The sequence below is a fragment of the Bacillus sp. AR4-2 genome, assembly GCF_008274865.1.
GTDB lineage: Bacteria > Bacillota > Bacilli > Bacillales > Bacillaceae_G > Bacillus_A > Bacillus_A cereus.
On record NZ_CP031062.1, the window covers coordinates 1,985,684 to 2,011,852 of the forward strand.

Consider the following 26,169-nt stretch of genomic DNA (forward strand, 5'->3'; position numbering starts at 1 on the left):
GAAGATAAAATGACAAAACAAGAAAAAATTCAAAAAACAATTACTTTTGTAAAACATATTTTAGAAAAAGATGCGAGTGGGCATGATTGGTATCATATTGAACGTGTACATAAAATGGCGATTTCTTTATCTGAGCAAGAAGGTGGAAATCGTTTTATAATTGAAATGGCAGCATTACTTCACGATGTGGCAGATGAAAAGCTAAATGAAAGTGAAGAAGCAGGAATGAAAAAAGTTTCTGATTGGTTAGAAGAGCTACGTGTTGAAGAAGAGGAAAGTAAACATATTCTTCATATCATCGCCAATATGTCTTATAAAGGTGGCCATGGCGGCAAAGTAGAGTCACTTGAAGGGAAAATTGTTCAAGATGCGGATCGTTTAGATGCTCTTGGTGCAATAGGAATTGCTCGTACATTTGCATATGGCGGGGCGAAAGGGAGATTAATGTATGACCCAACTATTCCGCCGCGTGAAGAAATGACGAAAGAAGAGTATAGAAAAAATAATGATCCATCTTTAAATCATTTTTATGAAAAACTTTTGAAATTAAAAGATTTAATGAATACGAATGCAGCAAAACAAGAGGCTGAAATTCGTCATCTTTATATGGAACAGTTTATTGAACAATTTATGAAAGAGTGGAATGCACAAATATGAAAATGTTAACTGTGGAGAACTTATCAAAATCATATGGAGAAAAGCCGTTATTTGATGGATTATCATGTAGTATTACAGAAGGACAACGTGTCGGAATTATTGGTGTAAACGGAACTGGTAAATCGACATTATTAAAAATTATTGCGGGATTAGAAACTCCTGATACAGGTGATATGACGCATTCACGTGGGTATACAATTAGTTATTTATCACAGCAACCAGAGTTTGATGAAAAACTGACAGTATTAGAGCAAGTGTTCCATGGCGATACACCTTTAATTCGTCTTCTTCGTGATTATGAAAAAGCACTATTAAATATTGAAAAAGATCCAAGTAATGAAAAAGTACAGGAACAATTATTTGCAGTGCAGCAACGTATGGATGCAATGAGTGCATGGGAAGCAAATGCAAATGCGAAATCTCTTTTAACGAAATTAGGAATTACGGACTTCACTGCAATTGTTGGGAATTTATCTGGTGGACAGAAAAAACGTATCGCAATGGCACAATGTTTTATTGAAACACCGGATTTATTAATTTTAGACGAGCCTACGAACCATCTTGACCACGAGACAGTTGAATGGTTAGAAGAATATTTAGCGAGATATACAGGTTCGGTATTACTTGTAACCCATGATCGTTATTTCTTAGATCGTGTGACGAATCGTATTTTTGAATTAGATAATGGTAAACTATATAGCTACGAAGGAAACTATAGTACATTTTTAGAAGCGAAAGCACTTCGTGAAGAGCAAGAATTGGCACAAGAATCGAAACGCCAAAATTTATATCGTCGTGAACTTGCTTGGATTCGTCGTGGTGCAAAAGCCCGTTCTACGAAACAAAAGGCGCGTATTCAGCGTTTTGATGAGCTAAAGGCACAAGAAGGACCAGCTGCAAAACAGTCAGTTGATATTGCACTAAGCGGAAGTCGTCTAGGAAAGAAAGTACTTGAGTTAAAAGATGTAACGAAAAAATTTGGCGATAAGACGGTATTACATAATTTTAATCATATTGTGAAACCGGGTGATCGTATCGGAATTATTGGGGCGAATGGAAGCGGGAAATCTTCCCTATTAAATATGCTTGCAGGTAAGTTATCTCCTGATAGTGGTGAAGTGGAAGTAGGACAAACTGTAAAAGTTGCTTATTATACGCAAGAAAATGAAGAGATGAATTTAAATCAGCGTATGATTGAATACATTAAAGAGATTGCAGAAGTTATTCATACGACAGATGGAAAAGTAATTGGTGCATCTCAAATGTTAGAACGTTTCTTATTCCCGACTCATTCACATGGTACACCGCTTGGTAAACTATCTGGTGGTGAAAGAAGACGTTTATATTTATTACGTATTTTAATGGGAGAACCAAACGTACTTTTACTTGATGAACCTACGAATGATCTAGATACACAAACATTAACAGTACTAGAAGATTATTTAGAAGATTTCCCAGGTGTCGTTTTAACTGTATCGCATGATCGTTACTTCTTAGATAAAGTAGTAGATGAACTGTTCATCTTTACTGGCGGAGGCGAAGTGCGTGAGTTTCTAGGTAGTTATACAGATTATTTAAAAATGGAAAAAACGAGAGAACTTATGGAGAAAGCGGAAGTTCAAAAAGAGAAAAAAGTTGTAGAAGAAGCGCCAAAACAACAACGTAAACGTAAACTTTCATACAATGAACAGCGTGAATGGGAAACGATTGAAGATACAATTGCCGAACTTGAAGAGAAAATTGAGTCAATTGGAGAAGAACTTGCGAAAGTTGGATCTGACTTCACAAAGGCACAAGAATTATCTGAAGCACAGCAGAAAACAGAAGAAGAGCTAGAAAAAAAGATGGAAAGATGGAGTGAACTATCAGACATCGTTGAAGGATTAAAATAAAAACAAGCTGCATATATTGAAAAGTAAAGAGAAAAACTTTACACTATTGGTAGAACCTATTTTAGGAGGGAAAAAATGAGAACATCTAATCCAATGTTGAAAAAAGAGGCATTCCGTAAAGAGGGAGCAAGTGCTTCTGCGATGACGATTGGCGGAACAGTAGGCAAAACGTTCATTATGCTTATCTTGCTACTTGCAACGTCTGTCTATTCATACATACAGATGATGCAGGGGACGATGAAGATGCCAGTATTAATTGGTGCTTTAATCGTTGCGGCAATCATCGCATTTGCGTCTATGTTCTTCCCACGTATTTCACCTTTTGGTGCACCAATCTATGCAGCGGTAGAAGGGGTTGTGTTAGGAAGTATTTCAGCAGTTTATACAATGAAATTTGGCGATTCTATCGTTTTAAATGCTGTATTACTAACAATCTCAATTCTATTTGCAATGTTAGTGTTATATGCAACACGCGTAGTAAAAGTAACGGATAAATTCCGTACAGGCGTGATGGCAGCAACACTTGGAATTATGGTTATGTATTTAGTCGTATTCCTACTAAATATGTTTGGTGTAACTGTTCCATACATTCACCAAGGTGGTACAATCGGTATTATTATTAGTGCAGTTGTTATTGTAGTTGCTGCATTAAACTTATTACTAGATTTCGATTTAATCGAAAATGGTGTACGTAGTCAAGCTCCGAAATATATGGAGTGGTATACTGCGATGGGACTAATGCTTACATTAGTATGGTTATACTTAGAAATTCTTCGTTTCGTTTCTTACTTTACGAAAAATGACTAATAAAAAAATCCTGCATGAAAAATGCAGGATTTTTTTATTTTCAAAGATATATTGAATGTATGGTATAATATGGATGATAGCAACTTGAAGTGAAGGAGATGGAATATGATGAAAGAGAAGAAGGGGATTATGAAAAAACTATTTTCTAAAAGTTTTTTCATAGAACTAGATGAAGCTTTAACGTATCCATCATCAAAAGTTATTACTTCAGCGATTGAAGGATATGCAGCTGAATGCAATGAAAGACTAAAATTTGAGAGTAAAGTTAAACCGATTACTTTCTACTTAGAAAATGCAATGTATCGTGCTGAAATAAAGATGGCTCGCGGAGGATATTACATATCTTGTACTGAAGTGTAATAAATTTTGAAACCATACATGTTTGAACTATGTATGGTTTCTTTTTTTGTTTTGTAAGGTCTAAAATAATACTTTTTACTTACGGATATATCATTTTGTGCTTTTTACCATTCAAACATTTCTCCTTACAATGAAGAAAAACATGTGAGGTGGTATAACTTATGATGAATCGAGTTGTATTAATCGGTAGATTGACAAAGGAGCCAGAATTATACTACACAAAACAAGGCGTTGCTTATGCACGAATATGTGTTGCGGTGAATAGAGGATTTCGAAATAGTTTAGGTGAACAACAAGTCGATTTTATTAATTGTGTCGTTTGGCGCAAATCGGCTGAGAATGTAACTGAATATTGTAAGAAGGGATCACTCGTTGGGATTACAGGGCGTATTCAGACTAGTAATTACGATGATGAACAAGGCAAGAGAATATATAGAACTGAAGTTGTGATTGAGAGTATTACCTTTTTGGAGAGAAGGCGGGAGGGGGCATCGTAATAAAAGGTGATTTGAAGTAATAGCTTCGGAAAAAATTGTGGAAAGTATTTTAATAAACTTAAAGAGGGGATACCGCCAGCTTTTTTGAAAAAACAAGTAAAGAGTATACAAAATTTTATAACGTTTTTTGGCTAATCCAGTAACAAACGAGAACCGTAAAACCCATCACAGGATAGGAATGTATAAAAAGATGAATCGAGTGATAGAAAATAAAAAAGGGATTCCTTCTGAGAGTAAGGAATCCTCCTTTTTGTTGCTACCGATAATAGGACGTTATGTTAATTAGAAATGTATACGATATTCATAAAATCCGAACTGTTCAATTTGTTTAAAAAAACTATAGTTGAAATTCTTTCTTTATAATTTCAGCTACTTCTGTAGCATTTAAATTTGTATTATTGATCCTTATATAATTTTTTTCTGTAATTTCTCCTTCTCTTGAATTTAATCTAAAATTTTCAAATGTGCTTAATAAATTTTGTTCAGATTGTTCAATCTTTCTTTTCGTTGGCTTATGTTCAAGTCGATGAGGTGTTTTATTTCGTTGAAGTCTTTCTTCTACATCAGCTTCTAATTCAACAAAATAAATATCAACCCCTTGGGAACGAAAAATATTACATATACTTTCAATATCATCCCAATCTTTCTTTTCATTAAACGCCCATACGTATGTAAAAATCATTCCATAATGTTCACTCTTTGAAAATGATTGAAATATTTCCTTTCGAAAAAGATGTGTTAATCGCCACATTTCCGAAGAGAATCCATACAATGGCTCCAATAAATCAATTGTCATATGGTTATGAAATAATTTTAAATCAGTCATCTTTGCTAGTTCTTGTCCAACTGTCATTTTCCCAACTGCTTGTGGCCCAAATATCAAAACAAACTTTTTCATCGAATTCCCTCCAAAAAATAATAAGACATTAATTACAAAATAAGAGATTCTGTAAATGTATCACAATCAAAATATTTTGTAGAATCTATATACTTTTCTGCCTTTTGTATTTATAAAAATAGTTGTCTTCCAATAACGAAAATTATGTAAATAAGCTATCCATATGGATAGCTTAATATATTTTTTTGCTTAGCGTGTGTTTTTTTTTTATACTGGTGGTACCTCAAGAAATGGATAAAAAATAAAAATCATCGGAAACGAAAGCTTTTAAAATCCCGTTCCTAATTTAAAATGTAAAAAGAATGAAATAGTATGGTAGCGGGAAGAAAGTAGTAAAATTAAGCATCCCAGTAGGAGTATAGAGTGATAACATGTTACAATACAGCTAAGAACACGCAATAAAGGAGAGTTTTTTACGTGAAGATTAAAGCAATTGAACCGACGCCAAGTCCAAATACAATGAAAGTTATTTTGAATGAAGTATTACCATCAGGAGCACGTAATAATTATACAAATGAAAATAAAGAACAAGCACCAATGCAAGTGCAAGAAATTTTGAAAATTGAAGGCATTAAAGGTGTATATCATGTAGCCGACTTTTTAGCAGTGGAGCGAAATGCGAAGTATGACTGGAAAGTTTTATTACAACAAGTTCGTGCTGTTTTCGGCGAAGAAGTATTGGAAGAAAGTGAAGAACAACAACTGTCTCATTTTGGAGAAGTGAAAGTGTTTGTTCAAATGTTTTTTACAATTCCAATGCAAGTAAAGTTAACAGATGGAACATCGGAAGAACGTGTTGGCTTACCAGATCGTTTTAAAGAATCAATTATGAAAGTGCAAATGTCTGCACCAAACGTTGTAAAAGAGCGTAAATGGGTAGAACAAAGTACACGTTACGGTAATTTTGAAGAAATTGGGAAAGAAGTAGTGGAAGAGATTGTTGCTGCTTATTCAGAAGAACGTGTAAATGAAACGGTTAAAGAATTATTAAATCAAGCAGGTGCTGTTGAAGTAACGATTCAAAAGCGTGAGCCATATAAAGTAACAGAAGAGATGATGAAAGATTCTGACTGGAAAAATCGTTTTGCAGCATTAGAACAAATGGATCCTACTGAAGAAGATATTCCAGTGTTGAAGATGGCGTTAGATGATGAAAAAGTTTCAATACGCCGTTTAGCAACAGCTTATTTAGGTATGGTAAAAGGTGATGAAGTATTACCGTTATTATATAAAGCTTTGTTAGATCGCTCTGTAAGTGTTCGCCGTACTGCAGGAGATTGTTTATCAGATGTAGGTGATCCGGCAGCGATGTTCGTTATGATTAAATCTCTGAAAGATCCAAGTAAATTAGTACGCTGGCGTGCAGCGATGTTTTTATTTGAACTTGGAGATGAAAGTGCGATTCCAGCATTAAAAGCAGCGCAAGATGATCCAGAGTTTGAAGTAGCGATGCAAGCACGTCTAGCATTAGAGCGTATTGAAGGCGGAGAAGAAGCAAAAGGTTCTGTATGGAAACAAATGACGGAGTCTCGTAAAGGGGAATAATGTATGATTGTTTTCTATGATAGTTGGTGTCCGATGTGTACGGCCGTTGCAGAACGTACGAAAAAATTAGATAAAAAGGGTAAGATGAAATTTGTTTCATTTCGAAATGAAGATGTAGTTGAGAAGTATGAGCTTTCTCAAGAACTACAAAGTAAGATGGAACAAAGACTGTATATTTTTAAAAATAATAAGTGGTATGACGGTATTCAGAGCATAGATGTATTAGCAAAGGCCGTTCCATCTTATTGGTTTGCAGTTCCTTTTATAAAGCTATCTATCGTACTTGGTTTTGGAAGTAAAGTATACGATTATATCGCTAATAATAGAAAACTTGTTCCAGTGGGACATTGCCGCGATGGGGTTTGTGAAATCCCTACAAAAAAATGAAATCATCGTTATCTTTCTTTTGCACCTATTAATAGAGCGTGATATGATGAATTTGGAATGAAAGTTGAAGGAGAGATTACAAGATGTCAAATGCTTATGAAGAATACATGCGCCAAATGGTAATCCCAATGCGCCAAGAGTTAGTGCGTTCTGGGTTTGAAGAGTTAACTACAGAAGAAGCTGTAACAGAATTTATGGAAAATACATCAGGTACAACTTTAGTAGTTGTAAACTCTGTTTGTGGTTGTGCAGCTGGTTTAGCACGTCCATCAGCAGGTCAAGCGGTTGTTCGTGCTGAAAAACAACCTGATCATCTTGTAACTGTATTCGCAGGTCAAGATAAAGATGCTACTGCAAAAATGCGTGAATACTTCGGAGAAATTCCTCCATCTTCACCATCTATGGCATTATTAAAAGGAAAAGAAGTTGTTCACTTCATTCACCGTCATGAAATTGAAGGTGCAACTATGGACGAAATTATTACGAACTTAGAACAAGCTTTCGAAAAGAATTGCTAAAGAAGGGGGAGAGTAAATCTCCCTCTTTTCTTTATATAGAGGTGAAACAATGATCGTAACAACAGCAGGAAGAACGAACAAAGAAATGACAGATTATGCAAACGAGGTAGCAGCAGAATTAAATGCTTCTTTCGTTAAACGTAATGACATACCGGTACATAAGCTACATGAGCAGTATGAACAAGATGTGCTTGTCGTAGGGAAGAACCGATTAGCTATTTATCCAAAAGGTACGGAAGAATCGTTTTTCTTTCATCCGAACTCAGCGATGTTTCGTGTGAAAAGGTTAATGCGTGGAGAACACGATCCGTTTGTACAAGCCACGCAATTAGAGAGAGGAATGACAGTGTTAGATTGTACGCTCGGGATGGCATCAGATAGTATTGTAGCTAGTTATGTTGTTGGGGAAAGCGGAAAAGTAACAGGACTTGAAGGCAATGAGTATATGGCTTATATTATGGAAAATGGTTTGAAAACATGGTCTTCATCTGTTTCTGAAATTGATGAAGCAATGCAAAGAATCCAAGTAAAGCAAACGGAGCATTTTTCATTTTTAGCGCAATGTGAAGACAATAGTTACGATGTCGTTTACCTTGATCCGATGTTTGAAGAAACTGTCATAGAATCCGATGGAATTAAAGGATTAAAACACTTCGCTTTGTATCATGATATTACTGACGAAACAATTGCGGAGGCAAAACGAGTGGCGAGAAAACGTGTCGTTTTAAAAGATCATTTTCGTAGTTCTAGATTTGAAAAACACAATTTTTATGTATACAAAAGAAAAAGTGCTAAGTTTCACTTTGGTGTAATTGACCCTTGCTAATTGTTTGAAAAGATGTATAATAAGCAATAATTAATTAAATATACTGTCTGTGATGAAGAGAGTAGTCTTTTTTAGAAGGAAAGCGAGCTAGGGATGGTGTGAGCCTAGTACGGAAGAAAAAGATGAAGCGCACTTCGGAGATGCTTCTTGAACGAATAGTAGAGAAAGCCGAGGCCCCCTGTCCTCGTTATAAACGGGAAAGTGGTTCGTAACGAACAACAAGGGTGGTACCACGGGTTAAAACTCGTCTCTTTTTTAGAGACGAGTTTTTTGTGTTTTAAAAAATAAGGAGGTTGTATCATGGATTATAAAATGCAGTTTGCGGAAAGTTTATCTAATATTTTCACGAATGAATTAACGCAAAAACAAATTTTAGATTTAATTGAAACACCGAAACAAGATGAATTTGGAGATGCAGCGTTCCCATGCTTTTCATTAGCGAAGCAATATAAAAAAGCACCAGCTCTTATCGCAAAGGAAGTTGCTGAGAAATTCAATGATCCGTTTTTTACGAAAGTAGAAGCCGTTGGTCCTTATGTAAATGTATTTTTCAATCGTGAAACTGTAAGTGATGCAGTATTAAAAACAGTTTTAGCGGAGAAAGAAGAGTTCGGTCAAAACCACTTTGGCTGTGAAAAAACAGTAGTAATTGATTATTCCTCTCCTAATATCGCGAAACCTTTTTCGATGGGGCATTTACGTTCTACAATGATAGGAAATTCGCTGAAACATATCGCTGAAAAATGTGGCTATGAAGTTGTAGGGATTAATTATATAGGAGATTGGGGAACACAGTTTGGAAAGTTAATTACGGCTTATAAAAAATGGGGAAATGAAGCAGTAGTTAAAGAAGATCCAATACGTGAGCTATTTAAGTTATATGTCCAATTCCATGAAGAGGTAAAAGACGACGAAGAACTAGAAGAAGAAGGACGTGCTTGGTTTAAGAAACTAGAAGAAGGTGATGAAGAAGCGGTAGAACTTTGGAATTGGTTTCGTCATGAGTCCCTTAAAGAATTTTCTCGCATTTATGAACTTCTCGGCGTAGAATTTACTAATTTTCAGGGAGAAGCATTTTATAATAATTTAATGGAAGATTTTATTGGGATTTTAGAAGAACATGAGTTGCTTGAACAATCAGAAGGTGCATTAGTCGTTAATTTAGAAGAAGAAGGAATGCCGCCTTGTTTAATTAGAAAATCAGATGGTGCGACGATTTATGCAACGCGTGACTTAACGGCAGCTTTATATCGTCAAAACACTTATGGGTTTGATAAAGCGCTATATGTTGTTGGTCCAGAACAAAGCTTACATTTCAATCAATTTTTCACCGTATTAAAAAAACTTGGCTATACTTGGGTTGATGGTATGGAACACGTACCGTTTGGCTTCATTTTAAAAGATGGTAAGAAAATGTCGACACGTAAAGGAAGAGTTATTTTACTTGAAGAAGTACTCGACGAAGCAATCGAACTTGCAAAACAAAATATTGAAGAGAAAAATCCAAACTTAAAACAGAAAGAAGAAGTAGCAAAGCAAGTCGGTGTTGGTGCAGTCATCTTCCACGATTTAAAAAATGAGCGTATGCATAATATCGAATTCTCATTAGAAAATATGCTGAAATTTGAAGGAGAAACAGGACCTTACGTACAGTACACACATGCACGTGCTTGTTCTATTTTAAGAAAAGAAAGTGTAGAATTTGAAACATGTACATTTGCTTTAAAAGACGATCATAGCTGGAGTGTCGTAAAATTACTAAATAAATTCCCGCAAATAATTGAAGCAGCATTCAATAAAAATGAGCCATCGATTATTTCGAAATATATATTAGATGTAGCACAATCATTCAATAAATATTACGGTAATGTTCGTATATTAGAAGAGAGCAAAGAAAAAGACAGCAGACTCGCATTGGTTTATGCTGTGACGGTTGTATTAAAAGAAGGATTACGTTTACTTGGGATGGAGGCACCTGAGGAAATGTAACATAGTAGTAAACTGACAAACTGGGTCTAGTATAAACCTGGTTTGTTTTTTTATTGGATATATATTTTTTTTGCAAAATCAATTAAAATCTTTTTAGAGAGGGTGATTCATATTGATTCGAACTTTTATTTTACAAATTCCTTGTCATAGAAGATTAGATAGGAGTTTTTTTAAACTACAAAAGTACATACCTTTATGTGCGCGTTGTACAGGCATGCTTATTGGTATTTTAATGTTTCCAATTTATTTTTATATGACACCTTCATTTCTTTTGGCAATCATACTATCATTTTTCGCTCAAATTCCGTTACTTATCGATGGGTTCACCCAAAAGTGGAAATGGAGAAGTAGCTCAAATTTGCTAAGAATAACTACTGGTGTATTAAGCGGTAATGGTATGGGATTATTCATTTCCTCTAGTGTTATATGGATATTATCTTAAGATATATAGTAATGGAGGTATTTACATAGATGTTCTGGATTTACTTAATTCTAATTTTTATTTCAGGCGGAAGTGGAATTGGTTTTATGATTCAAAATAAGTATACAGAAGCAATAATAGCTTTTGTTATTTGTATACTATTGTTTGGGCTACTGTATTATTATCTTAAAAGAAACAAAAGAAAGAGAAAAGCAGATTGTGACGATTTAGACTGTACGGATTGTTTTGATTGTGATTGTACTTGTTAAATTTTTCTTCCAAATAAAAAGCTAGTGTATTATTAAAAATACACTAGCTTTTTTGCTTTGAAATTTTAAGAAAAGTGTAGGAATACGGCTATTATATAGAGAACTTTAGTTTTGTATATAAAAGGAGGCGTTAGATGTTGGAAACGTATGATTGGAACAATAAACTAACATATTTAAAAAACACGAGAGATTTATATTACAACGACGATTATGTAAGCTTTTTAGTAAATACAGTTTGGAAGATTACTAAGCCTGTACATATCGTTGATTACGGTTGTGGATATGGTTATTTAGGGTTAGTATTAATGCCATTACTCCCAGAAGGTTCAAAGTATACAGGTATTGATAGTGGAGAAACATTATTAGCTGAAGCCAGAGAGTTGTTTCATTTACTTCCGTATGATTCAGAATTTCTTGAAGGAGATGCTACAGAAATTGAACTGAACGATAAATACGATATAGCAATCTGTCATGCTTTCTTATTACATATGACTACTCCAGAAACAATGCTACAAAAAATGATACATTCAGTTAAAAAGGGTGGGAAAATAATCTGTTTTGAACCACATTGGATTTCTAATATGGCTTCTTATTTACTAGATGGGGAGAAACAATCGGAATTTATTCAGCTAGGTGTTTTGCAGAAATTATTTGAAAGTGATACGCAAAGAAATGGTAAAAATGGCAATATAGGCATGAAAATACCGATATATTTAAGCGAATTAGGTGTGAAAAATATTGAATGTAGAGTAAGCGATAAAGTGAACTTTTTAGATTCAAATATGCATCACAATGATAAAAACGATTTGTATCAATCATTAAAAGAAGAGGGGATTGCAGGTGATCCGGGTGATAAGCAACAATTTGTAGAACGTTTAATAGCCAGAGGATTAACATATGATAATGCGCTAGCTCAATATGAAGCTGAACTACGATTTTTTAAAATATTTCATGTGTATTCTTCTTTTGTATACGCTCCCAATATGAAAATTACATTTGGTGACATAGTTTGTTAAAAGGTATGATGTATAAGGATTGTCGTTTAATGTTGATAAGTCGATATTCGACATATAATCGCTGATAAATGTTAAGAATCGGTCGATATAATTTGAAAATCGCCGATAAAATGAAAGAATCGCTGATATATTTGAATTATCGCCGATATAATTTTATGTACTAATTTCAGCTTCTACAAGATAAAAACCGCATGATACGTTATTCCATATAATTAAACAAAATACGGAGAAAAACAATCGTTTTTACTATATTTTGTTATAAATTTGAATAATATTAATTAATACCATCCATTTTAAGAGATTTTAGTTGAATACATACTATATGGTGTGTAAAATCTAAGCAAGTAGCAGTTTAAATATAAATTCGAGGTGAATGCATGCTAGATTTTAAGCAATTAGAAACTTGTTTAAAAGACAAGAGATTTGTAGATGGATTACAGGAAATAAATAATGAAATTGCATATATAAAAGAAACGAATACTTTATCCTATGTGAAGAATTGGCTTGCCAATATTCCTTCGCATAAGGAGTTCGATATATTAATTCGCCTTACTGATGAAGGGCTTATGCACCAATACAGTTCATTCCTCATTCGTTACGCTTATAAAAAATTCCCAAATATGAGAACGCTCTCTTTATATTGTGATGAGTTAATTGATGAGCGGAAAATTCTTGAAGCAGAGCAGTTGTTAAAATCTTCTTTAGAAGAGTTAAGTAAAGAAGAAATAGATGCAGATTTTTTAGCGAAAACATATTTTACGTTAGTACGATGTCTTTTAGAAATGAAACGAAACGAAGAAGCGTTAATGTATATGCAAAAAGCAGAGGAGTACAGTGCGCGCGCAGTGTTTGATAAATGGGGCTACGTTTATATGCATACAGGTGAATGGGAGAAAGCGGAAGAACAATTTATTGCTGGCATGCAGCATGAAGATTGTGAAGAGTTATCTACCTATTTATTATCACAATTGTATGCGAATAAAGGAGAACAAAAACACGCGATACAGTTAATCGATGATGCGATTGTAAAATTCCCACAAGTACCATATTTTCATTTTGAGAAGATAAAGTATTTATTAGATTTAGAGCAATATGAAGAGATGTTAGCGGTAATAGATAATATAAATACTCAGCTGCCATATCATGCCTATAATACTTACTTTGTACATTTACGTGCAGAAGCGCTGTACAAAATGAATAAATTTGCAGATTTACAAAAACTATTAAAAGAAGAAAAGAGTTTAAAAGAATCTTTATATCATAATTTAGAAAAAAATCCGGATGGAAAAAAGGTTCACTTGCCGATAGTTCCTATTGTACAAAAGGATAATTATTGTGTTCCGACAAGCTTAGAGATGATGTTGCGTATATGGGGAGAGAAACGTACACAAGATGAAATAGCAGAGTTTATTTTTGATATGACAGGATCGAAGTTTTCAGATACTGTTTCTTATTTAGAAGAATTAGGTTATGAATATCGTTATTTTAAAGGGAATGAAGAGAATTATAAGAGACTGATTGACGAAGGAATTCCTGTTTTATTAAGTATAGATATTGAGCATGCTTCACACGTACAAGTTCTATCTGGATATGATGATACATTGCAAGCTTTCTATGTTCAAGATCCAAACTTTATAGAACCAGTTCTTGTGGAATATAGTAAATTACAAGAAAAATATCGTTATACAGGCTGTTTAGCAATCACGTTTGTTCCGAAAGAAAAGAAGGAGCAACTAGCGTTTCTAAGTGAGGAAGAAAATCGTTACTTTAAATCTATTTTTTCTCTTACGGATCATTTAGATGAACATGACAAAGAGGGAATTAGTAACTTAGTACAATTTTTAAAAGAAACGAGTGATAATCCAAATACGTGGTTATATACGATAAAGCACTTAGATGTTGAAGTAGATAAAGAATTTATTTTATATTGTATCGATAAGTTAATGGAAAAGTTTCCGAACTCGGACTTTGTTAAATTGCATGGTGCACAGTGTTTTATTCGTCTTCAGGAAGTAGAGAAAGCGGAGCAAATGCTGACAAGCGTTGAGAAGAAAAATAATCGTGCTTTATATCATTTAATAAACGGAAGATATGCGTTTGAACAGGAAAGTTATCTAGAAGCGATTTCAAGCTTTCGTTTATCGTTACAATTAGACGCAGATCAGCCTATTGCTTGGAGTTTTCTCGCTTTATCCTATATGTATATTGATCAATCTGAAAAAGCATTGCAATACTCTCAAGTTGCGTTAGAGCGTAGTCCTGAAAGGTTCACTTTAACAAATCACGGTTTAATATTAATAGATTTAGAAAGATATGAAGAAGCATATGAAATCTTTAATGACTTGTTAAAAGAGTACAAATATGAAGCGCATGTATGGTATGAACGAGCGAGATGTGCACATCAACTAGGGAAATTATATTTAGCAATAAAAGGGCTTAAAGTAGCAATTCATTTGGATAGTAATGCACCTTACATTTATACGAAACTTTCGGAAATATACGAATCTGATTTGAAGGATGAGGAAAGTGCGAAAGAAATTTTATTAAACGGTATTGAGAATTGTGATGATAAAGCACCTCTTTACGTAAAATTAGGTGATTATCATTTTCAAAATGATAGCTTGGAAGAAGCAGAAGTATTGTATAAGCGTGCTTTAGAAGAAAATGATGAGGATGTTTATTCTCACTTCGGACTTACACAAGTTTATATGGCAAGAGAACAATATAAGGAAGCAAAAGAATATATACTTGGTCTTGAGAAGCAAATTGAAAAGAGCCAAGATTTCCTCATGAATGCAGGAATGGTTTTATGGGATGCTGAAATTGAACTTGGTGGAAATGAAGAAGGGTTTAAAGTAGCACTATCTAAGTTAGAAAAGGGTATAAAGAAAAGTGATTATAATGTAGCAAGTGCGTTAGATGAATATGTGAATCGAATTAAAGGAACGGAATTTGTACAACGAGGTATAGCATTTTTAAGAACGTTACACAAAGAAAGAAATGAAGTAAGTGAGTACGGTTGTTATGCAGGTATTTTATATGAATCTATTGGACAGTACGGCCAAGCGATGAAAAGATATAATAAGGCGATAGAACAAATGGAAACGGCATTACCGTATTACCGAATTGGTGAAACACTTATGGCATTAGGGCAATTGACGGAAGCAAAACAAGCGTATGAAACATGTTTAGAGCTTGATGGGAATTTCGTAGGTGTACATTTACAGCTTGCGGAAATATACGAAAAAGAAGAAAACCGTTCTAAAGAACAAAGTCATATGGTTCAGGCGATGAAAGAAGAGCCGTTGCATATTAATATGGAATATTTAGCACAGCTTTCAGTAGAAATGAACCTTCAGGAAGAACTACTGATTGAACTAGAACAATTAGCGGACGAAGTACCTGAAATATGGCGTTTAGATGCGATTGCATATGTGTACGGAGCGATGAATGAAATAGATAAAGAACAAGCACAGATTGAATACGCGCTACAATTAGATGGTGAGCATATAGAAGTACTCTATCATTATGCAAAAGTATTAGTGAAAAAAAGAAATGTAAAAGCAATTAAAGTTGCAATGAAAGTAATACAAAAAGATTTTGATAATGAACGTATATTTGATGTTTATGTAAAAGCAGTAGAGCAACATAAAAAATTGTCTAACATACGAGATTTTCTTCATACGTTAAAGGTGAAAAAAGCAGAAAGAAGTACAGCATTCATGTATGCTGCAGCTGCGGTTACGGAAATATGGATTGAACGCCAGCTGCATGAACAGCCGAAACGATCTATCATTACGAGAGCTTTTTATCGTATGAAAAATCGTGCGAAAGAAATTTCAATGGTTACTATGATAATTGATTTATATGAAATCTCTTTAAAGTTAAATCCGAAAAATAGTATGGCAGCACAGCGATTTGCGCTATTTTATGAGAATGTAGAGATGAATAAAGAAGCAATAGAGATTCTGCACACGTCACTAGAAAATAAATGGGATTATGAAGTAGCGAAGCAACTTGTAAATCTTTTCGTTGAGTGCGAGGAAGAAGATATGTTAAGAGATGCTTTGGAATTAACGAAACAAATGGTTCGAGAACTACCAGATGATTATGATACTCTTCTTCTGCAAGCACAAGTATTCTTTAAAGCAGGGGAAGAAAGAAAAGCAGAAAAGATTATCTTACAATTAACAGAGCAAACACCGTTTGTAAGTAGAGCATTTCTTGCTTTAGGAGAAATATATCAAAGTCAAGAAAGGTTTGAAGAGGCAATTCATGTATTAGAAAATGCTTCTATACATCATCCAAATGAAACAGCAATTCTTCTTTCTTTAGCATCTTCATATCATGGTGCCGGCCAAACGATACAGGCAGAAAAAATAACAAATGAAGTATTAATAATTGACGCGAGTGATTTGTTAGCAAGATATGATCGTGCTTGTTATTTAGCGCAGTTAAATAGAAATGAAGAGGCGAAGGAAGAGCTTGAATTTGTCCTTCGTGAGGATGAATCGGGATTCTTTGCTGAACTTATTGAGGATGATGAAAATTTAGCAGCATTGCGAGAATTTGAAAAGTAATTGTATAAGAATAGGGAAAAAAGATAAGGATATATTTTGAATTAGTTGACAATTAGTTGCTAAATGGCATAAAATAACTTTTAACAAAGTATACAAATCTGAAGACGAGAAAGAGTAAAATAGTGAGCTGTTCTCCAGAGAGCCGGTATATTGCTGAAAGCCGGTGTGCAGACGTTATTTGAAAATCATCTCCGAGGAGCCGAGGCTGAAAGTAAGTAAGCCCGGACGGATGTCTACCGTTACAAAGAACACGTATGATAGTACGTTGCTAAGTGCTATTAGTGAAAATGCTAATAGAATTAGGGTGGTATCGCGGGTAAACCCGTCCCTACTTTATAGGGACGGGTTTTTTGTGTGCTTTAAAATATTCAAAGGAGTGATTGTATATGGAAAAAGTAGATGTAAAAGAATCAGCTGTAGGAAGAGAAATGCGAATTCGCAAACAGTGGAACGAACAAAATATTTTCGAACAATCAATTCAGAATCGAGAAGGCGCACAGTCTTTCGTATTTTATGAAGGACCACCAACGGCGAACGGACTACCGCATGTAGGTCATGCACTTGGACGAACAATTAAAGATTTAGTAGCAAGATATAAAACGATGGCTGGTTATAAAGTGTTAAGAAAAGCGGGATGGGATACACATGGTTTACCTGTAGAATTAGGCGTTGAGAAGCAACTTGGTATTTCTGGTAAACATGAGATCGAAGAATATGGTATTGAACCATTTATTCAAAAGTGTAAAGAGAGTGTTTTCACATATGAGAAGCAGTGGCGTGAATTCACTGAAAGTATTGGTTATTGGGTAGATATGGATGATCCATATGTAACTTTAAAGAATCCATATATCGAAAGTGTATGGCATATTTTGGGGACAATCCATGAAAAAGGATTGTTATATAAAGGACATAGAGTTTCACCATACTGCCCAAGCTGCCAAACCTCATTGAGCTCACATGAGGTTGCACAAGGGTATAAAACAGTAAAAGATTTAAGTGCAACTGTGAAGTTTAAAGTGAAAGATAGTGAAAATGAGTATTTCTTAGGTTGGACCACAACACCTTGGACACTTCCAGCAAACGTTGCGCTTGCTGTCCATCCAAATATGGAATACGTTAAAGCAAAACAAGAAAGTCATGTATACATTGTTGCGAAAGAACGTGTACAAGAAGTATTAAAAGAGAACTATGAAGTATTATCTGTTCATAAAGGCGAAGAATTATTAAACACATCTTATACAGCGCCATTTCCGATGAAAGAAGTTACAAATGGTTACCGCGTTATTGCAGCAGATTTTGTAACGGGAGATAGTGGTACAGGACTTGTTCATATTGCTCCAGCATATGGAGAGGACGATTATAGAGTTGTTCAAAGTGAAGGATTGTCATTCTTGCACGTTGTAGATGAAAAAGGTGAGTATACAGAGGCAGTACCATTTTTGAAAGGGAAATTTGTAAAAGATTGTGACGTGGATATCGTTCGTTATTTAGCGAAGGAAGGTTTACTGTATCATAAAGAAAAATATGAACATAGCTATCCGCATTGCTGGCGTTGTGATTCACCACTACTTTATTATGCAGGAGAAAGTTGGTTAATCCGAACAACTGCAATTAAAGATACATTTTTACAAAATAATGATTCTGTTACTTGGTATCCGGATCATATGAAACATGGGCGCTTTGGTAAGTTTTTAGAAAATATGGTGGACTGGAATATTAGCCGAAATAGATATTGGGGAACGCCATTAAACGTGTGGGAATGTGAAAGTTGTGATCATCAGTTCGCACCGAAAAGCATTGCCGAATTAAGAAAGCATAGTACGAAAGAAACACCAGAAGATTTGGAATTGCATAAGCCTTATGTAGATGAAGTGCAAGTGTGCTGCGGGAAATGCGGAGGCACAATGAATCGTACACCAGAAGTGATTGATGTTTGGTTTGATAGTGGTTCTATGCCATTTGCACAATATCATTACCCATTTGAAAATAAAGAGTTATTTGAAGAGCAGTTTCCAGCGGATGTTATTGCTGAAGGAATTGATCAAACACGCGGCTGGTTTTATAGTTTATTAGCAGTATCAGCACTATATACGGGAAAAGTACCGTATAAACGAGTGTTATCACTAGGGCATGTTTTAGATGAAGAAGGGCAGAAAATGTCTAAAAGCAAAGGAAATGCACTAGATCCAGTTGATTTAGTAGATAAATTTGGTGCAGATGCGCTAAGATGGGCTTTACTTGTTGATAGTGCCCCGTGGAATGCGAAGCGTTTTTCTGAGAGAACAGTACTGGAAGCGAAATCTAAATTTGTAGATACATTAGTCAATGTGTATAGCTTCTACGTTTTATATGCAAATTTAGATGAATATAATCCGAAAGAAACGTATGATGTAAAGCTTACAAAATTAGACGAATGGGTATTATCAAGATTGCATAGTACAACGAAAAAAGTGAGAACTGCACTTGATGATTATCAATTTACGAATGCAGCTCGTGAAATTGCAGCACTTGTAGATGAAGTGAGTAACTGGTATGTAAGACGCTCACGTAATCGTTTCTGGGAATCTGGTATGAACGCTGAGAAAGCAGCTGCGTATGAGACACTTCATGAAGTGCTTGTAACAATTAGTAAATTAATTGCACCATTTACACCGTTTGTCGCGGAAGACATTCATCTAAATTTAGAAGGAGGCAGCGTTCATTTAGCTGATTATCCAGTTGTAAATGAATCACTACTTCAACCGAAATTAGAAGCGGAAATGGATGCTGTTTTACAAGTTGTTGAACTTGGAAGAAGTAACCGTAATCAGCATTCTTTAAAAGTAAAACAGCCGCTAGCAGAACTTGTATTACTTGAGCATAACGAGAATGATATGGATTGGGAATCTTATCGTGATATCGTTATGGATGAGTTAAATGTAAAAGCATTCCATGTTGAACTCGATGAAACAAAATACACATCATATCAATTGAAGCTTAATTTTAAAACAGCGGGGCCGAAATTCGGTAAAAATGTGAATGCAGTGAATGGTTGGCTAAAACAATTATCACAAGAAGAAGTACAAAACTTTGTATCAACAGGAAGAGCAGTTTACGAAGCAACGCCAGGAGAAGAAGTAGTTGTAACTGCTGAAGATGTGTTAGTTGAGAAAGTTGCAAAATCAGGATTCTCTAATACGACTAACGGACAATATACGGTTATGTTAGATACGAATGTAACGGAAGAATTGTTGCAAGAAGGAGTAGCGCGTGAATTCATTCGTGCGGTTCAAGAATATCGTAAACAGTTGAATTTACCAGTTAATTTACGAGTGGATGTTATTCTTGATACAGAAGTAGAGCTACAGCGAACGTTAACGAACCATAAAGATTTATTGGAAGAAAACTTACTCGTTAAACAATTTACATTTGGTCACTTAACGAACGAAGACGATGAACTTTCTTTAGGTGAAACGAAAGTTCGAATTAAATTAAGCGCGGCTCATTAAAGGAGAAGGAAGTTGGAATGATTCCAACTTCCTTTTTGTATGATGGAAATTTATCCGGCTAATTTCCTCATAATCCATTCGATAGGACCTCTAGAAAATTTCTTTCTCCATAACACACTAATTAAAATGCTGAAAATGAAAAATGCAGTAGCAAATAATAAAACGAATAGTAGTGATTGATTTTCCATTCTATTTAATAGAATTAATGTCCCAATACCGATAAATACATGACTGACATAATGAGTTAATGTTAATTGTCCTGTTTGTACAATGGAAGTGACAAACCAATTATTTCTATATTTTTCAGCGATATAGAGGCAAATGATTAATATAGCAATAGAGGATCCTGTAGCAGATAAAATATATAATACATTTGGTAAGATGGGTCCTGTATTAAATAAAAATGTGGCGGCCTCTCTGCCGATGTATGGAATAAAAAAGTGTGTAAGTCCTTTTGATAAAAGTTCTGTCAATATTGTGATTGTAATACCGAGTAAGAGTAATCTTTTTTTTATTTTTTTATTATGAAGATCTAACCTGCCAATTAACATACCGATTAAGAAGAACGAGAACCAAGGGAAAATAGGGTGATAGCCATTAAAGAATAAGTTGCGAAGAAAACCCTTTATTGTCCAGAAGTCTACATAATTTATAAATGGAGTTGGACCTACCCAACCCTCGAAAGTATTGAAAGTAAGCTGAAGAGATTGTGCGAACAATAAAATAATGATAGAAAGAAAAAGTAATAGTTTTTTGCGTACTGTCATGAGTAATGCAGCAACGAAAAGGTAAACACCATAGTAGTGTAATATATCCCCAGTCCACTCCATTACATATAGTAGTAATCCTAAAATAAATAAGAAAAGTGATCGTTTCCATATGGTCTTTCGGCTATTAGAAATTTTTATTTGTTCATTGCTAGCAACGGCTGACCTAGTCATTAAAGTTATACCGATGCCAGCAAGTATAACAAACAAAGCAGAGGCTCTACCTTCAAATAGTGACATGAAGGTTATTAAAAAAGGGGGACCATTTCCTTCTGCACCTGTTATCACCATGAAATTAACAAGTAGCATACCAAACATCGCCCAAGCTCTAGCAAAATCTAAGCCGATAATGCGTTTTTTTATATTCACTTCAACCCCTTCTTTCAAAAATGTTATTTACAGCTTCAATCCAAATTTGTTTATAATCTATCTTTGCATCAATCATCATAAAATTTCCGATATTATCAAGCACTAATGCTAACATATGAGCTTTTGAAACTAGATTTTTATTTTCAATTAATTGAAGTTCATTTGCTTTTGTAAGGAGTACTTCAAATCCATGTAAATATTCTGTTTGCACAGTTAGTAATCGATCTTTGTACATCTTGTTTCTTGAAGATAGTAATACATATTCTTGTAGCACTCGGTTAAAATAAGGGTCGTTTCGCTGTTCATCAATTATTTTAAGGCCAATTGCAATACATTTTTCAATAAAATTTGATTTTGTAAACTCTTCTGTATGGAAATACGAAGAGAACTGCATAGCTTTACATAATTCAGTAAAAATACATTCAATTAAAGCATCTTTAGACTTAAAGTAGTAATATATAGATGGTTTTGCGATACCAACCTCCTCACCAATCATTGTATAAGTTGTTTTAACAATACCGTACGTAGCAAAAAGGCGATAACTTGCTTCCATTATTGAAGAGAGTGTTTCTTCACTTTTACTCATATAGATCCTCCTAAAAAAAGGTTATTTAAATCGTATCATTTACAAGTGATTTTTTCAACCTACCGTTAGGTAAAAAATAGCCTATTTTTTTAAACAGTAATATGAAAAGCTTTAGGGATAAGGAATGGATTTAGAAATTTCTTTCTAAAGTATTGTGTTCACTTTACACATAAATATTGAGAAAATTTCACTTACCCTAAATGGAAAGGTAATAGAAGTGTTCATAGAGAATTACTCGTAGATTCAATTTTTATCCATCCGTTTTGCGGGGAATCATTGCCTAGTGGTAATGGGATAAGGTTGAGCTACTTTATTAGGGGGAGTGGTTCTATGTTTAATAAAAAAATGGTGGCAATGGCAATGACTGTGCCGTTAGTAATGGGGACAATTTCTACGGTTTCGGCATTGGAAAAACAACAGCAAGTAAAGTTAGAAGCTTATTCGCCACAGAAAAAAGCAACTGAATATTTAAAAGAAAATGCTGCGCAGTATGGATTGAAAACAGATCTTTCAGACTTGCAATATATTTCTACAACAGAAACGTCAGTAGCTTCATATGTTAGGTTCCAACAAGTTGTTAATGGTGCACCTGTATTTTCAAAACAAATAACAGTTACGCTTAACGGAGAGGGAAAGGGAGTACTCGCTGTTTCTGATTATCAGCCTGTTACAGGTGTGAAGGAAGTAACGACAAAAATTAGTGAAAAAGATGCAATACAAAAATCAATGGCGTATGTTGGAGAAGCAAGTGAGCAAAATTTATGGGCTCCTACAGATAAAGAGTTCGGATATATTGTTGAAGAAGGAATTGCTCGTCCAGTATATAAAGTTGTAGTCCATTCTAATAATCCATTTGGTGCATGGGAAACATTTATTGATGCAGAAAATGGAAAGTTAATTAAAAAGGTTGATATAAACCGAAAAGCTGAAGGGTCAGGAAAAGTATTTTTACCTAACCCAGTCGTATCTAGCGGTAGTAAAGTAGGCTTAAAAGATAATAACGATGCAGATTCAACAGCTCTAACGAACCAACTGAAAACTGTTACGTTAAAAGGTTTAGATGGAACAGGATTTTTAATTGGAGAATATGTAACGATTTCTTCAAAAGCGAAAACAAAATCTACGAATTTACAATTTAACTATACACGCGCAAATGATAGCTTTGAAGATGTTATGTCGTACTATCATATCGACACATTGCAACGTTACATTCAAAGTCTAGGTTTTAAAAATATTAATAACCGTTCGATAAAAGTGAATGTTAATGGTACAACTGATGATAACTCATTCTATTCTCCATCAACAAAAGCTTTGACTTTCGGTACTGGCGGTGTTGATGATGCAGAAGATGCTGGTATTATCGCACATGAATATGGGCATTCGATTCAAGATAACCAAGTTCCTGGCTTTGGTAGTTCAGCAGAAGGTGGAGCGATGGGAGAAGGATTTGGCGACTTCTTAGGTGCTACATATGAAGATGCAGTATCGACTACTGGATATGGTAAAGCATGTGTTGGAGAATGGGATGCGACAGCTTATTCTAGTTCAGATCCAACATGCTTACGCCGATTAGATACGAATAAAGTATATCCGAAAGATATAACGAATGAAGTGCATGATGATGGTGAAATTTGGGCTCAAGGCCAATACGAAATGGCACAAGCTTTTGGCCGTGATGTAGCAACAAAAATCATTTTACAATCACACTGGTCATTAACACCAAACTCTAAATTCAGTGATGGAGCGAAAGCGATTAAGCAAGCGGATGCTCTTTTATATGGCGGACAACATGCTGCTGATATCGATCGCATTTGGGCAGCGAGAGGCATTAGTACGAATTAATATAAAAAGTCGTGGCATTATAAGCCACGACTTTTTAATTTGCTTACGAACTGGTACTAGTAAATAAAGCTATATCAATGATAGTGTGAATATATCCGTATCCCATTTACTTTTTAGCTTCTTTAAAAACAAAATGCTCTTTAAATTTTCTAGATTCAACTTTTTGACCATTTCGCATCGATTGGAATGGGTGTTCTTGCCATGTAATAATAACATCAACTTCATCTGCTTTTGTAGCAACGGGTAAATTAGCGTGTTCAAATCCAGTTTTTCCACTTGCCAAACGACTTTCCTTTAGGGAAAAGAGTTCATATTTCGTTTTCTTATTTGGTTCGTTGCGGAATACTTCGACGTTTACATTATATACTTCACTATTCCCGACATTCTTTACTGAAAAATGATATGTTTGAAATTCATCTTTTTTAGCTTGAAGCATATTCTTGTTTGTTTTTTTCGGTTTATCAATATTCACTTGCCATTGATCAGAGTTTTGAGAGATTGGTAAAGATTTTGGTGAATAGGCATACGTTTCGTTTACTACAATTAAGCAAAACAAAAGGAGAAAGAAACTAATTGCTTTTTGCATATACACACCTCGCTTTAAAATTTTTATTAATATGCGTAAATGAATTAGTTTTTATGTAAAAATTGGAAAATATTAAAGGTGTAATTTTGGATTTAATACATAAGAATATGTATTACAAAATTAACTTTTCACAATTTAGAAGAAGTTAGGAGTTATAAAACCAGAATGTTTCAAAAAAGGCTTGCGTTTTATAAGGTGAGGAGTTAGAATACTCTGTAAATATAAAAAGTGATGATCAGGAAAAGTACATGGTGCAAAGGTCTACAGAGAGCAGCCGATTGCTGGGAAGGTTGCGATACCGCATGATGGAAAGACACCTGTGAGTGTTGCTTTGAACGTGATTATTAGTAAAAGCAAACGGTACCTACCGTTATCAGGGCTAAGATGGTCAATATGACAATTTGGGTGGTACCGCGGAAAAAATCCGTCCCTATTTATAGGGGCGGATTTTTGTATTCTTTGAAAGGGGGTGAGTGACCGTGGATGATGACGATGACAACAATAACGTAAATAAATATAAAATTACTGGAGGGAAAAATAATGGATTCAATAATGAAGCGTTCACTCACAAAAGAATGTAAAAAGCAAAGTGGAAAGGTTGTATTACTTCAAGGATGGGTAAAAAAGATTCGACATCTTGGAAATGTTAGTTTTTTATTATTACGGGACAGAACAGGAGTAATTCAATGTGTATTAGAAAATGAATTGGCTGGATATAAAGTTGATGTAGAAAGTGTCGTCCACGTAATTGGTGAAATAGTCGAGACATCGAAAACAGAATTGGGTGTTGAAGTACTTGCTCATGAAGTGAAAGTAATAAACGGTGCAGAGCCACTTCCATTTGAAATAAATAAAAAGAAGTTACAAGTTGGCTTAGATCAACTACTTAATGAGCGAGTAATATCATTAAGGCATGAGCGAACCGCAGCGATTTTTAAAGTGAAATCTACACTCGTTCAGAGCTTTAGTGAATTTCTAATAGAGAACGATTTCACACGTATATTTACTCCGAAAATTGTTTCGCAAGGGGCAGAAGGAGGAGCAAATGTTTTTAAGCTTCCATACTTCCAAAAAGAAGCTTATTTAGCACAATCACCACAGTTCTACAAACAAATGATGGTAGCGGGTGGACTAGAACGAGTTTTTGAAATTGCACCTGTATATAGAGCGGAACATCATAACTCTTCCCGTCATTTGAATGAATATATCTCGTTAGACGTAGAACTTGGATTTATTCATGATTTTTATGAAGTGATGCAACTAGAAACGGATGTTTTACGATATATATTTCAACAAGTAGCGAAAAAATGTGAAATAGAACTACAACTATTACAAATAGAAGTACCTGTTATTACTGAAATACCTAAAATTACATTGTTAGAAGCACAAGAAATTTTGAAAAGTAAGTATCGTAAAGAATCTCCTGTAGGGGATTTAGATACAGAAGGTGAAAAGTTACTAGGGAAATATGTAAAGGAAACATATAATAGTGAATTTGTTTTCATTACACATTATCCGAAAGAAGCGAGACCGATGTATACGATGCAAAATAAAGAGAATCCAGCTATTACTGATTCATTCGACTTATTATATAAAGGGTTAGAAATAACGTCAGGGGCACAGCGAATTCATAATTATGAAATGTTACTCGCTTCGTTTAAAGAAAAAGGATTACACCCAGAGAAATTTCAATCTTATTTAAATACATTCCGATACGGTTGTCCCCCGCATGGAGGTTTCGGAATTGGGTTAGAAAGGATTGTATATAAACTATTAGAATTAACAAATGTACGAGAGGCGAGTGCTTTTCCGAGAGATTGTACTCGTCTTATACCGTAAAAAGAATCTTCGCGATTATCGCGAAGATTC

At 34.6% G+C, this 26,169-nt stretch carries 21 protein-coding genes and 3 other annotated features; of the genes, 17 read left to right on the top strand and 4 right to left on the bottom strand.

The window, feature by feature from the left end; translation table 11 throughout:
* The first annotated feature begins 9 nt into the window (after nt 1–9).
* The 5 genes from DN399_RS10360 to DN399_RS10380 all read left to right on the top strand — a co-directional run bounded on the left by DN399_RS10360 (nt 10) and on the right by DN399_RS10380 (nt 4,213).
* On the top strand, nt 10–657 hold the full coding sequence (locus tag DN399_RS10360) for an HD domain-containing protein (protein WP_149149538.1): 648 nt from the start codon (nt 10–12) through the stop codon (nt 655–657).
* Nucleotides 654–2,549, top strand: a complete 1,896-nt coding sequence (locus tag DN399_RS10365) for an ABC-F family ATP-binding cassette domain-containing protein (RefSeq protein WP_149149539.1) — start codon at nt 654–656, stop codon at nt 2,547–2,549. The genes DN399_RS10360 and DN399_RS10365 overlap by 4 nt, the downstream gene beginning before the upstream one ends.
* 75 nt (nt 2,550–2,624) lie before the next feature.
* On the top strand, nt 2,625–3,356 hold the full coding sequence (locus DN399_RS10370; protein ID WP_001260655.1) for a Bax inhibitor-1/YccA family protein: 732 nt from the start codon (nt 2,625–2,627) through the stop codon (nt 3,354–3,356).
* Nucleotides 3,357–3,461: 105 nt separating this feature from the next.
* On the top strand, nt 3,462–3,716 hold the full coding sequence (locus tag DN399_RS10375) for a DUF4318 domain-containing protein (protein ID WP_000975137.1): 255 nt from the start codon (nt 3,462–3,464) through the stop codon (nt 3,714–3,716).
* 161 nt (nt 3,717–3,877) lie between these two features.
* Nucleotides 3,878–4,213 carry a single-stranded DNA-binding protein gene (locus tag DN399_RS10380; protein ID WP_000982018.1) on the top strand — a complete coding sequence of 112 codons (336 nt, stop codon included), beginning with the start codon at nt 3,878–3,880 and terminating at the stop codon, nt 4,211–4,213.
* A 337-nt stretch (nt 4,214–4,550) separates the two neighbouring features.
* Here the strand turns inward: DN399_RS10380 and DN399_RS10385 are convergent, their stop codons facing one another.
* Nucleotides 4,551–5,111 (bottom strand): AAA family ATPase, encoded by a 561-nt coding sequence (locus DN399_RS10385; protein ID WP_016122406.1) that lies wholly within the window; start codon nt 5,109–5,111, stop codon nt 4,551–4,553.
* 417 nt (nt 5,112–5,528) lie between these two features.
* On the opposite strand from DN399_RS10385, the gene DN399_RS10390 reads away from it, so the two are divergent.
* From DN399_RS10390 to ileS, 10 genes are all read left to right on the top strand, one after another.
* Nucleotides 5,529–6,656, top strand: a complete 1,128-nt coding sequence (locus tag DN399_RS10390; RefSeq protein ID WP_000692566.1) for a conserved virulence factor C family protein — start codon at nt 5,529–5,531, stop codon at nt 6,654–6,656.
* A gap of 3 nt (nt 6,657–6,659) precedes the next feature.
* Nucleotides 6,660–7,043 (top strand): thiol-disulfide oxidoreductase DCC family protein, encoded by a 384-nt coding sequence (locus DN399_RS10395; RefSeq protein WP_016122407.1) that lies wholly within the window; start codon nt 6,660–6,662, stop codon nt 7,041–7,043.
* Nucleotides 7,044–7,126: 83 nt separating this feature from the next.
* Nucleotides 7,127–7,561, top strand: coding sequence for a BrxA/BrxB family bacilliredoxin (locus tag DN399_RS10400; RefSeq protein ID WP_000063706.1), 435 nt, complete (start codon nt 7,127–7,129; stop codon nt 7,559–7,561).
* Nucleotides 7,562–7,610: 49 nt separating this feature from the next.
* A complete protein-coding gene (locus DN399_RS10405; protein WP_000637459.1) occupies nt 7,611–8,387 on the top strand; it encodes a class I SAM-dependent methyltransferase in 777 nt (258 codons plus the stop codon).
* Between the two features lie 40 nt (nt 8,388–8,427).
* Nucleotides 8,428–8,642, top strand: a binding site (T-box leader).
* 45 nt (nt 8,643–8,687) lie between these two features.
* On the top strand, nt 8,688–10,376 hold the full coding sequence (argS, locus tag DN399_RS10410) for an arginine--tRNA ligase (protein ID WP_016122408.1): 1,689 nt from the start codon (nt 8,688–8,690) through the stop codon (nt 10,374–10,376).
* A gap of 112 nt (nt 10,377–10,488) precedes the next feature.
* Entirely contained in the window at nt 10,489–10,818 is a 330-nt protein-coding gene (locus DN399_RS10415) for a DUF2085 domain-containing protein (protein ID WP_000621475.1), read from the top strand.
* 29 nt (nt 10,819–10,847) lie between these two features.
* Nucleotides 10,848–11,066, top strand: a complete 219-nt coding sequence (locus DN399_RS10420) for a hypothetical protein (protein ID WP_000498601.1) — start codon at nt 10,848–10,850, stop codon at nt 11,064–11,066.
* 137 nt (nt 11,067–11,203) lie between these two features.
* Nucleotides 11,204–12,082 carry a class I SAM-dependent methyltransferase gene (locus DN399_RS10425; protein WP_140159258.1) on the top strand — a complete coding sequence of 293 codons (879 nt, stop codon included), beginning with the start codon at nt 11,204–11,206 and terminating at the stop codon, nt 12,080–12,082.
* Between the two features lie 377 nt (nt 12,083–12,459).
* Entirely contained in the window at nt 12,460–16,662 is a 4,203-nt protein-coding gene (locus tag DN399_RS10430; protein WP_149149540.1) for a bacteriocin-processing peptidase family protein, read from the top strand.
* A gap of 92 nt (nt 16,663–16,754) precedes the next feature.
* Nucleotides 16,755–16,995 (top strand) — a binding site (T-box leader).
* A 53-nt stretch (nt 16,996–17,048) separates the two neighbouring features.
* Nucleotides 17,049–20,150, top strand: a complete 3,102-nt coding sequence (gene ileS / locus DN399_RS10435) for an isoleucine--tRNA ligase (protein WP_016122411.1) — start codon at nt 17,049–17,051, stop codon at nt 20,148–20,150.
* Nucleotides 20,151–20,200: 50 nt separating this feature from the next.
* On the opposite strand, the gene DN399_RS10440 is transcribed toward ileS, so the two are convergent.
* Nucleotides 20,201–21,286, bottom strand: coding sequence for a DUF418 domain-containing protein (locus tag DN399_RS10440; RefSeq protein ID WP_001022158.1), 1,086 nt, complete (start codon nt 21,284–21,286; stop codon nt 20,201–20,203).
* Between the two features lies 1 nt (nt 21,287).
* Nucleotides 21,288–21,872, bottom strand: a complete 585-nt coding sequence (locus tag DN399_RS10445) for a TetR/AcrR family transcriptional regulator (protein ID WP_000045224.1) — start codon at nt 21,870–21,872, stop codon at nt 21,288–21,290.
* A 330-nt stretch (nt 21,873–22,202) separates the two neighbouring features.
* On the opposite strand from DN399_RS10445, the gene DN399_RS10450 reads away from it, so the two are divergent.
* Nucleotides 22,203–23,714: a M36 family metallopeptidase gene (locus tag DN399_RS10450; protein WP_000482274.1), complete on the top strand. Its 1,512-nt coding sequence runs from the start codon at nt 22,203–22,205 to the stop codon at nt 23,712–23,714.
* Nucleotides 23,715–23,820: 106 nt separating this feature from the next.
* Here the strand turns inward: DN399_RS10450 and DN399_RS10455 are convergent, their stop codons facing one another.
* Nucleotides 23,821–24,300 (bottom strand): hypothetical protein, encoded by a 480-nt coding sequence (locus DN399_RS10455; RefSeq protein ID WP_001167910.1) that lies wholly within the window; start codon nt 24,298–24,300, stop codon nt 23,821–23,823.
* A gap of 222 nt (nt 24,301–24,522) precedes the next feature.
* Nucleotides 24,523–24,735, top strand: a binding site (T-box leader).
* Nucleotides 24,736–24,840: 105 nt separating this feature from the next.
* Between DN399_RS10455 and aspS the strand changes: the two genes are divergently transcribed.
* Nucleotides 24,841–26,139, top strand: a complete 1,299-nt coding sequence (gene aspS, locus DN399_RS10460) for an aspartate--tRNA(Asn) ligase (protein ID WP_016122412.1) — start codon at nt 24,841–24,843, stop codon at nt 26,137–26,139.
* Nucleotides 26,140–26,169 lie beyond the last annotated feature (30 nt).

Bases quoted from the DNA above. Each gene is read 5' to 3' on its own strand.
- DN399_RS10360 (WP_149149538.1), top strand. From the start codon at position 10: ATGACAAAACAAGAAAAAATTCAAAAAACAATTACTTTTGTAAAACAT.
- DN399_RS10365 (WP_149149539.1), top strand. From the start codon at position 654: ATGAAAATGTTAACTGTGGAGAACTTATCAAAATCATATGGAGAAAAG.
- DN399_RS10370 (WP_001260655.1), top strand. From the start codon at position 2,625: ATGAGAACATCTAATCCAATGTTGAAAAAAGAGGCATTCCGTAAAGAG.
- DN399_RS10375 (WP_000975137.1), top strand. From the start codon at position 3,462: ATGATGAAAGAGAAGAAGGGGATTATGAAAAAACTATTTTCTAAAAGT.
- DN399_RS10380 (WP_000982018.1), top strand. From the start codon at position 3,878: ATGATGAATCGAGTTGTATTAATCGGTAGATTGACAAAGGAGCCAGAA.
- DN399_RS10385 (WP_016122406.1), bottom strand. From the start codon at position 5,111: ATGAAAAAGTTTGTTTTGATATTTGGGCCACAAGCAGTTGGGAAAATG.
- DN399_RS10395 (WP_016122407.1), top strand. From the start codon at position 6,660: ATGATTGTTTTCTATGATAGTTGGTGTCCGATGTGTACGGCCGTTGCA.
- DN399_RS10400 (WP_000063706.1), top strand. From the start codon at position 7,127: ATGTCAAATGCTTATGAAGAATACATGCGCCAAATGGTAATCCCAATG.
- DN399_RS10405 (WP_000637459.1), top strand. From the start codon at position 7,611: ATGATCGTAACAACAGCAGGAAGAACGAACAAAGAAATGACAGATTAT.
- argS (WP_016122408.1), top strand. From the start codon at position 8,688: ATGGATTATAAAATGCAGTTTGCGGAAAGTTTATCTAATATTTTCACG.
- DN399_RS10420 (WP_000498601.1), top strand. From the start codon at position 10,848: ATGTTCTGGATTTACTTAATTCTAATTTTTATTTCAGGCGGAAGTGGA.
- DN399_RS10430 (WP_149149540.1), top strand. From the start codon at position 12,460: ATGCTAGATTTTAAGCAATTAGAAACTTGTTTAAAAGACAAGAGATTT.
- ileS (WP_016122411.1), top strand. From the start codon at position 17,049: ATGGAAAAAGTAGATGTAAAAGAATCAGCTGTAGGAAGAGAAATGCGA.
- DN399_RS10445 (WP_000045224.1), bottom strand. From the start codon at position 21,872: ATGAGTAAAAGTGAAGAAACACTCTCTTCAATAATGGAAGCAAGTTAT.
- DN399_RS10450 (WP_000482274.1), top strand. From the start codon at position 22,203: ATGTTTAATAAAAAAATGGTGGCAATGGCAATGACTGTGCCGTTAGTA.
- DN399_RS10455 (WP_001167910.1), bottom strand. From the start codon at position 24,300: ATGCAAAAAGCAATTAGTTTCTTTCTCCTTTTGTTTTGCTTAATTGTA.
- aspS (WP_016122412.1), top strand. From the start codon at position 24,841: ATGGATTCAATAATGAAGCGTTCACTCACAAAAGAATGTAAAAAGCAA.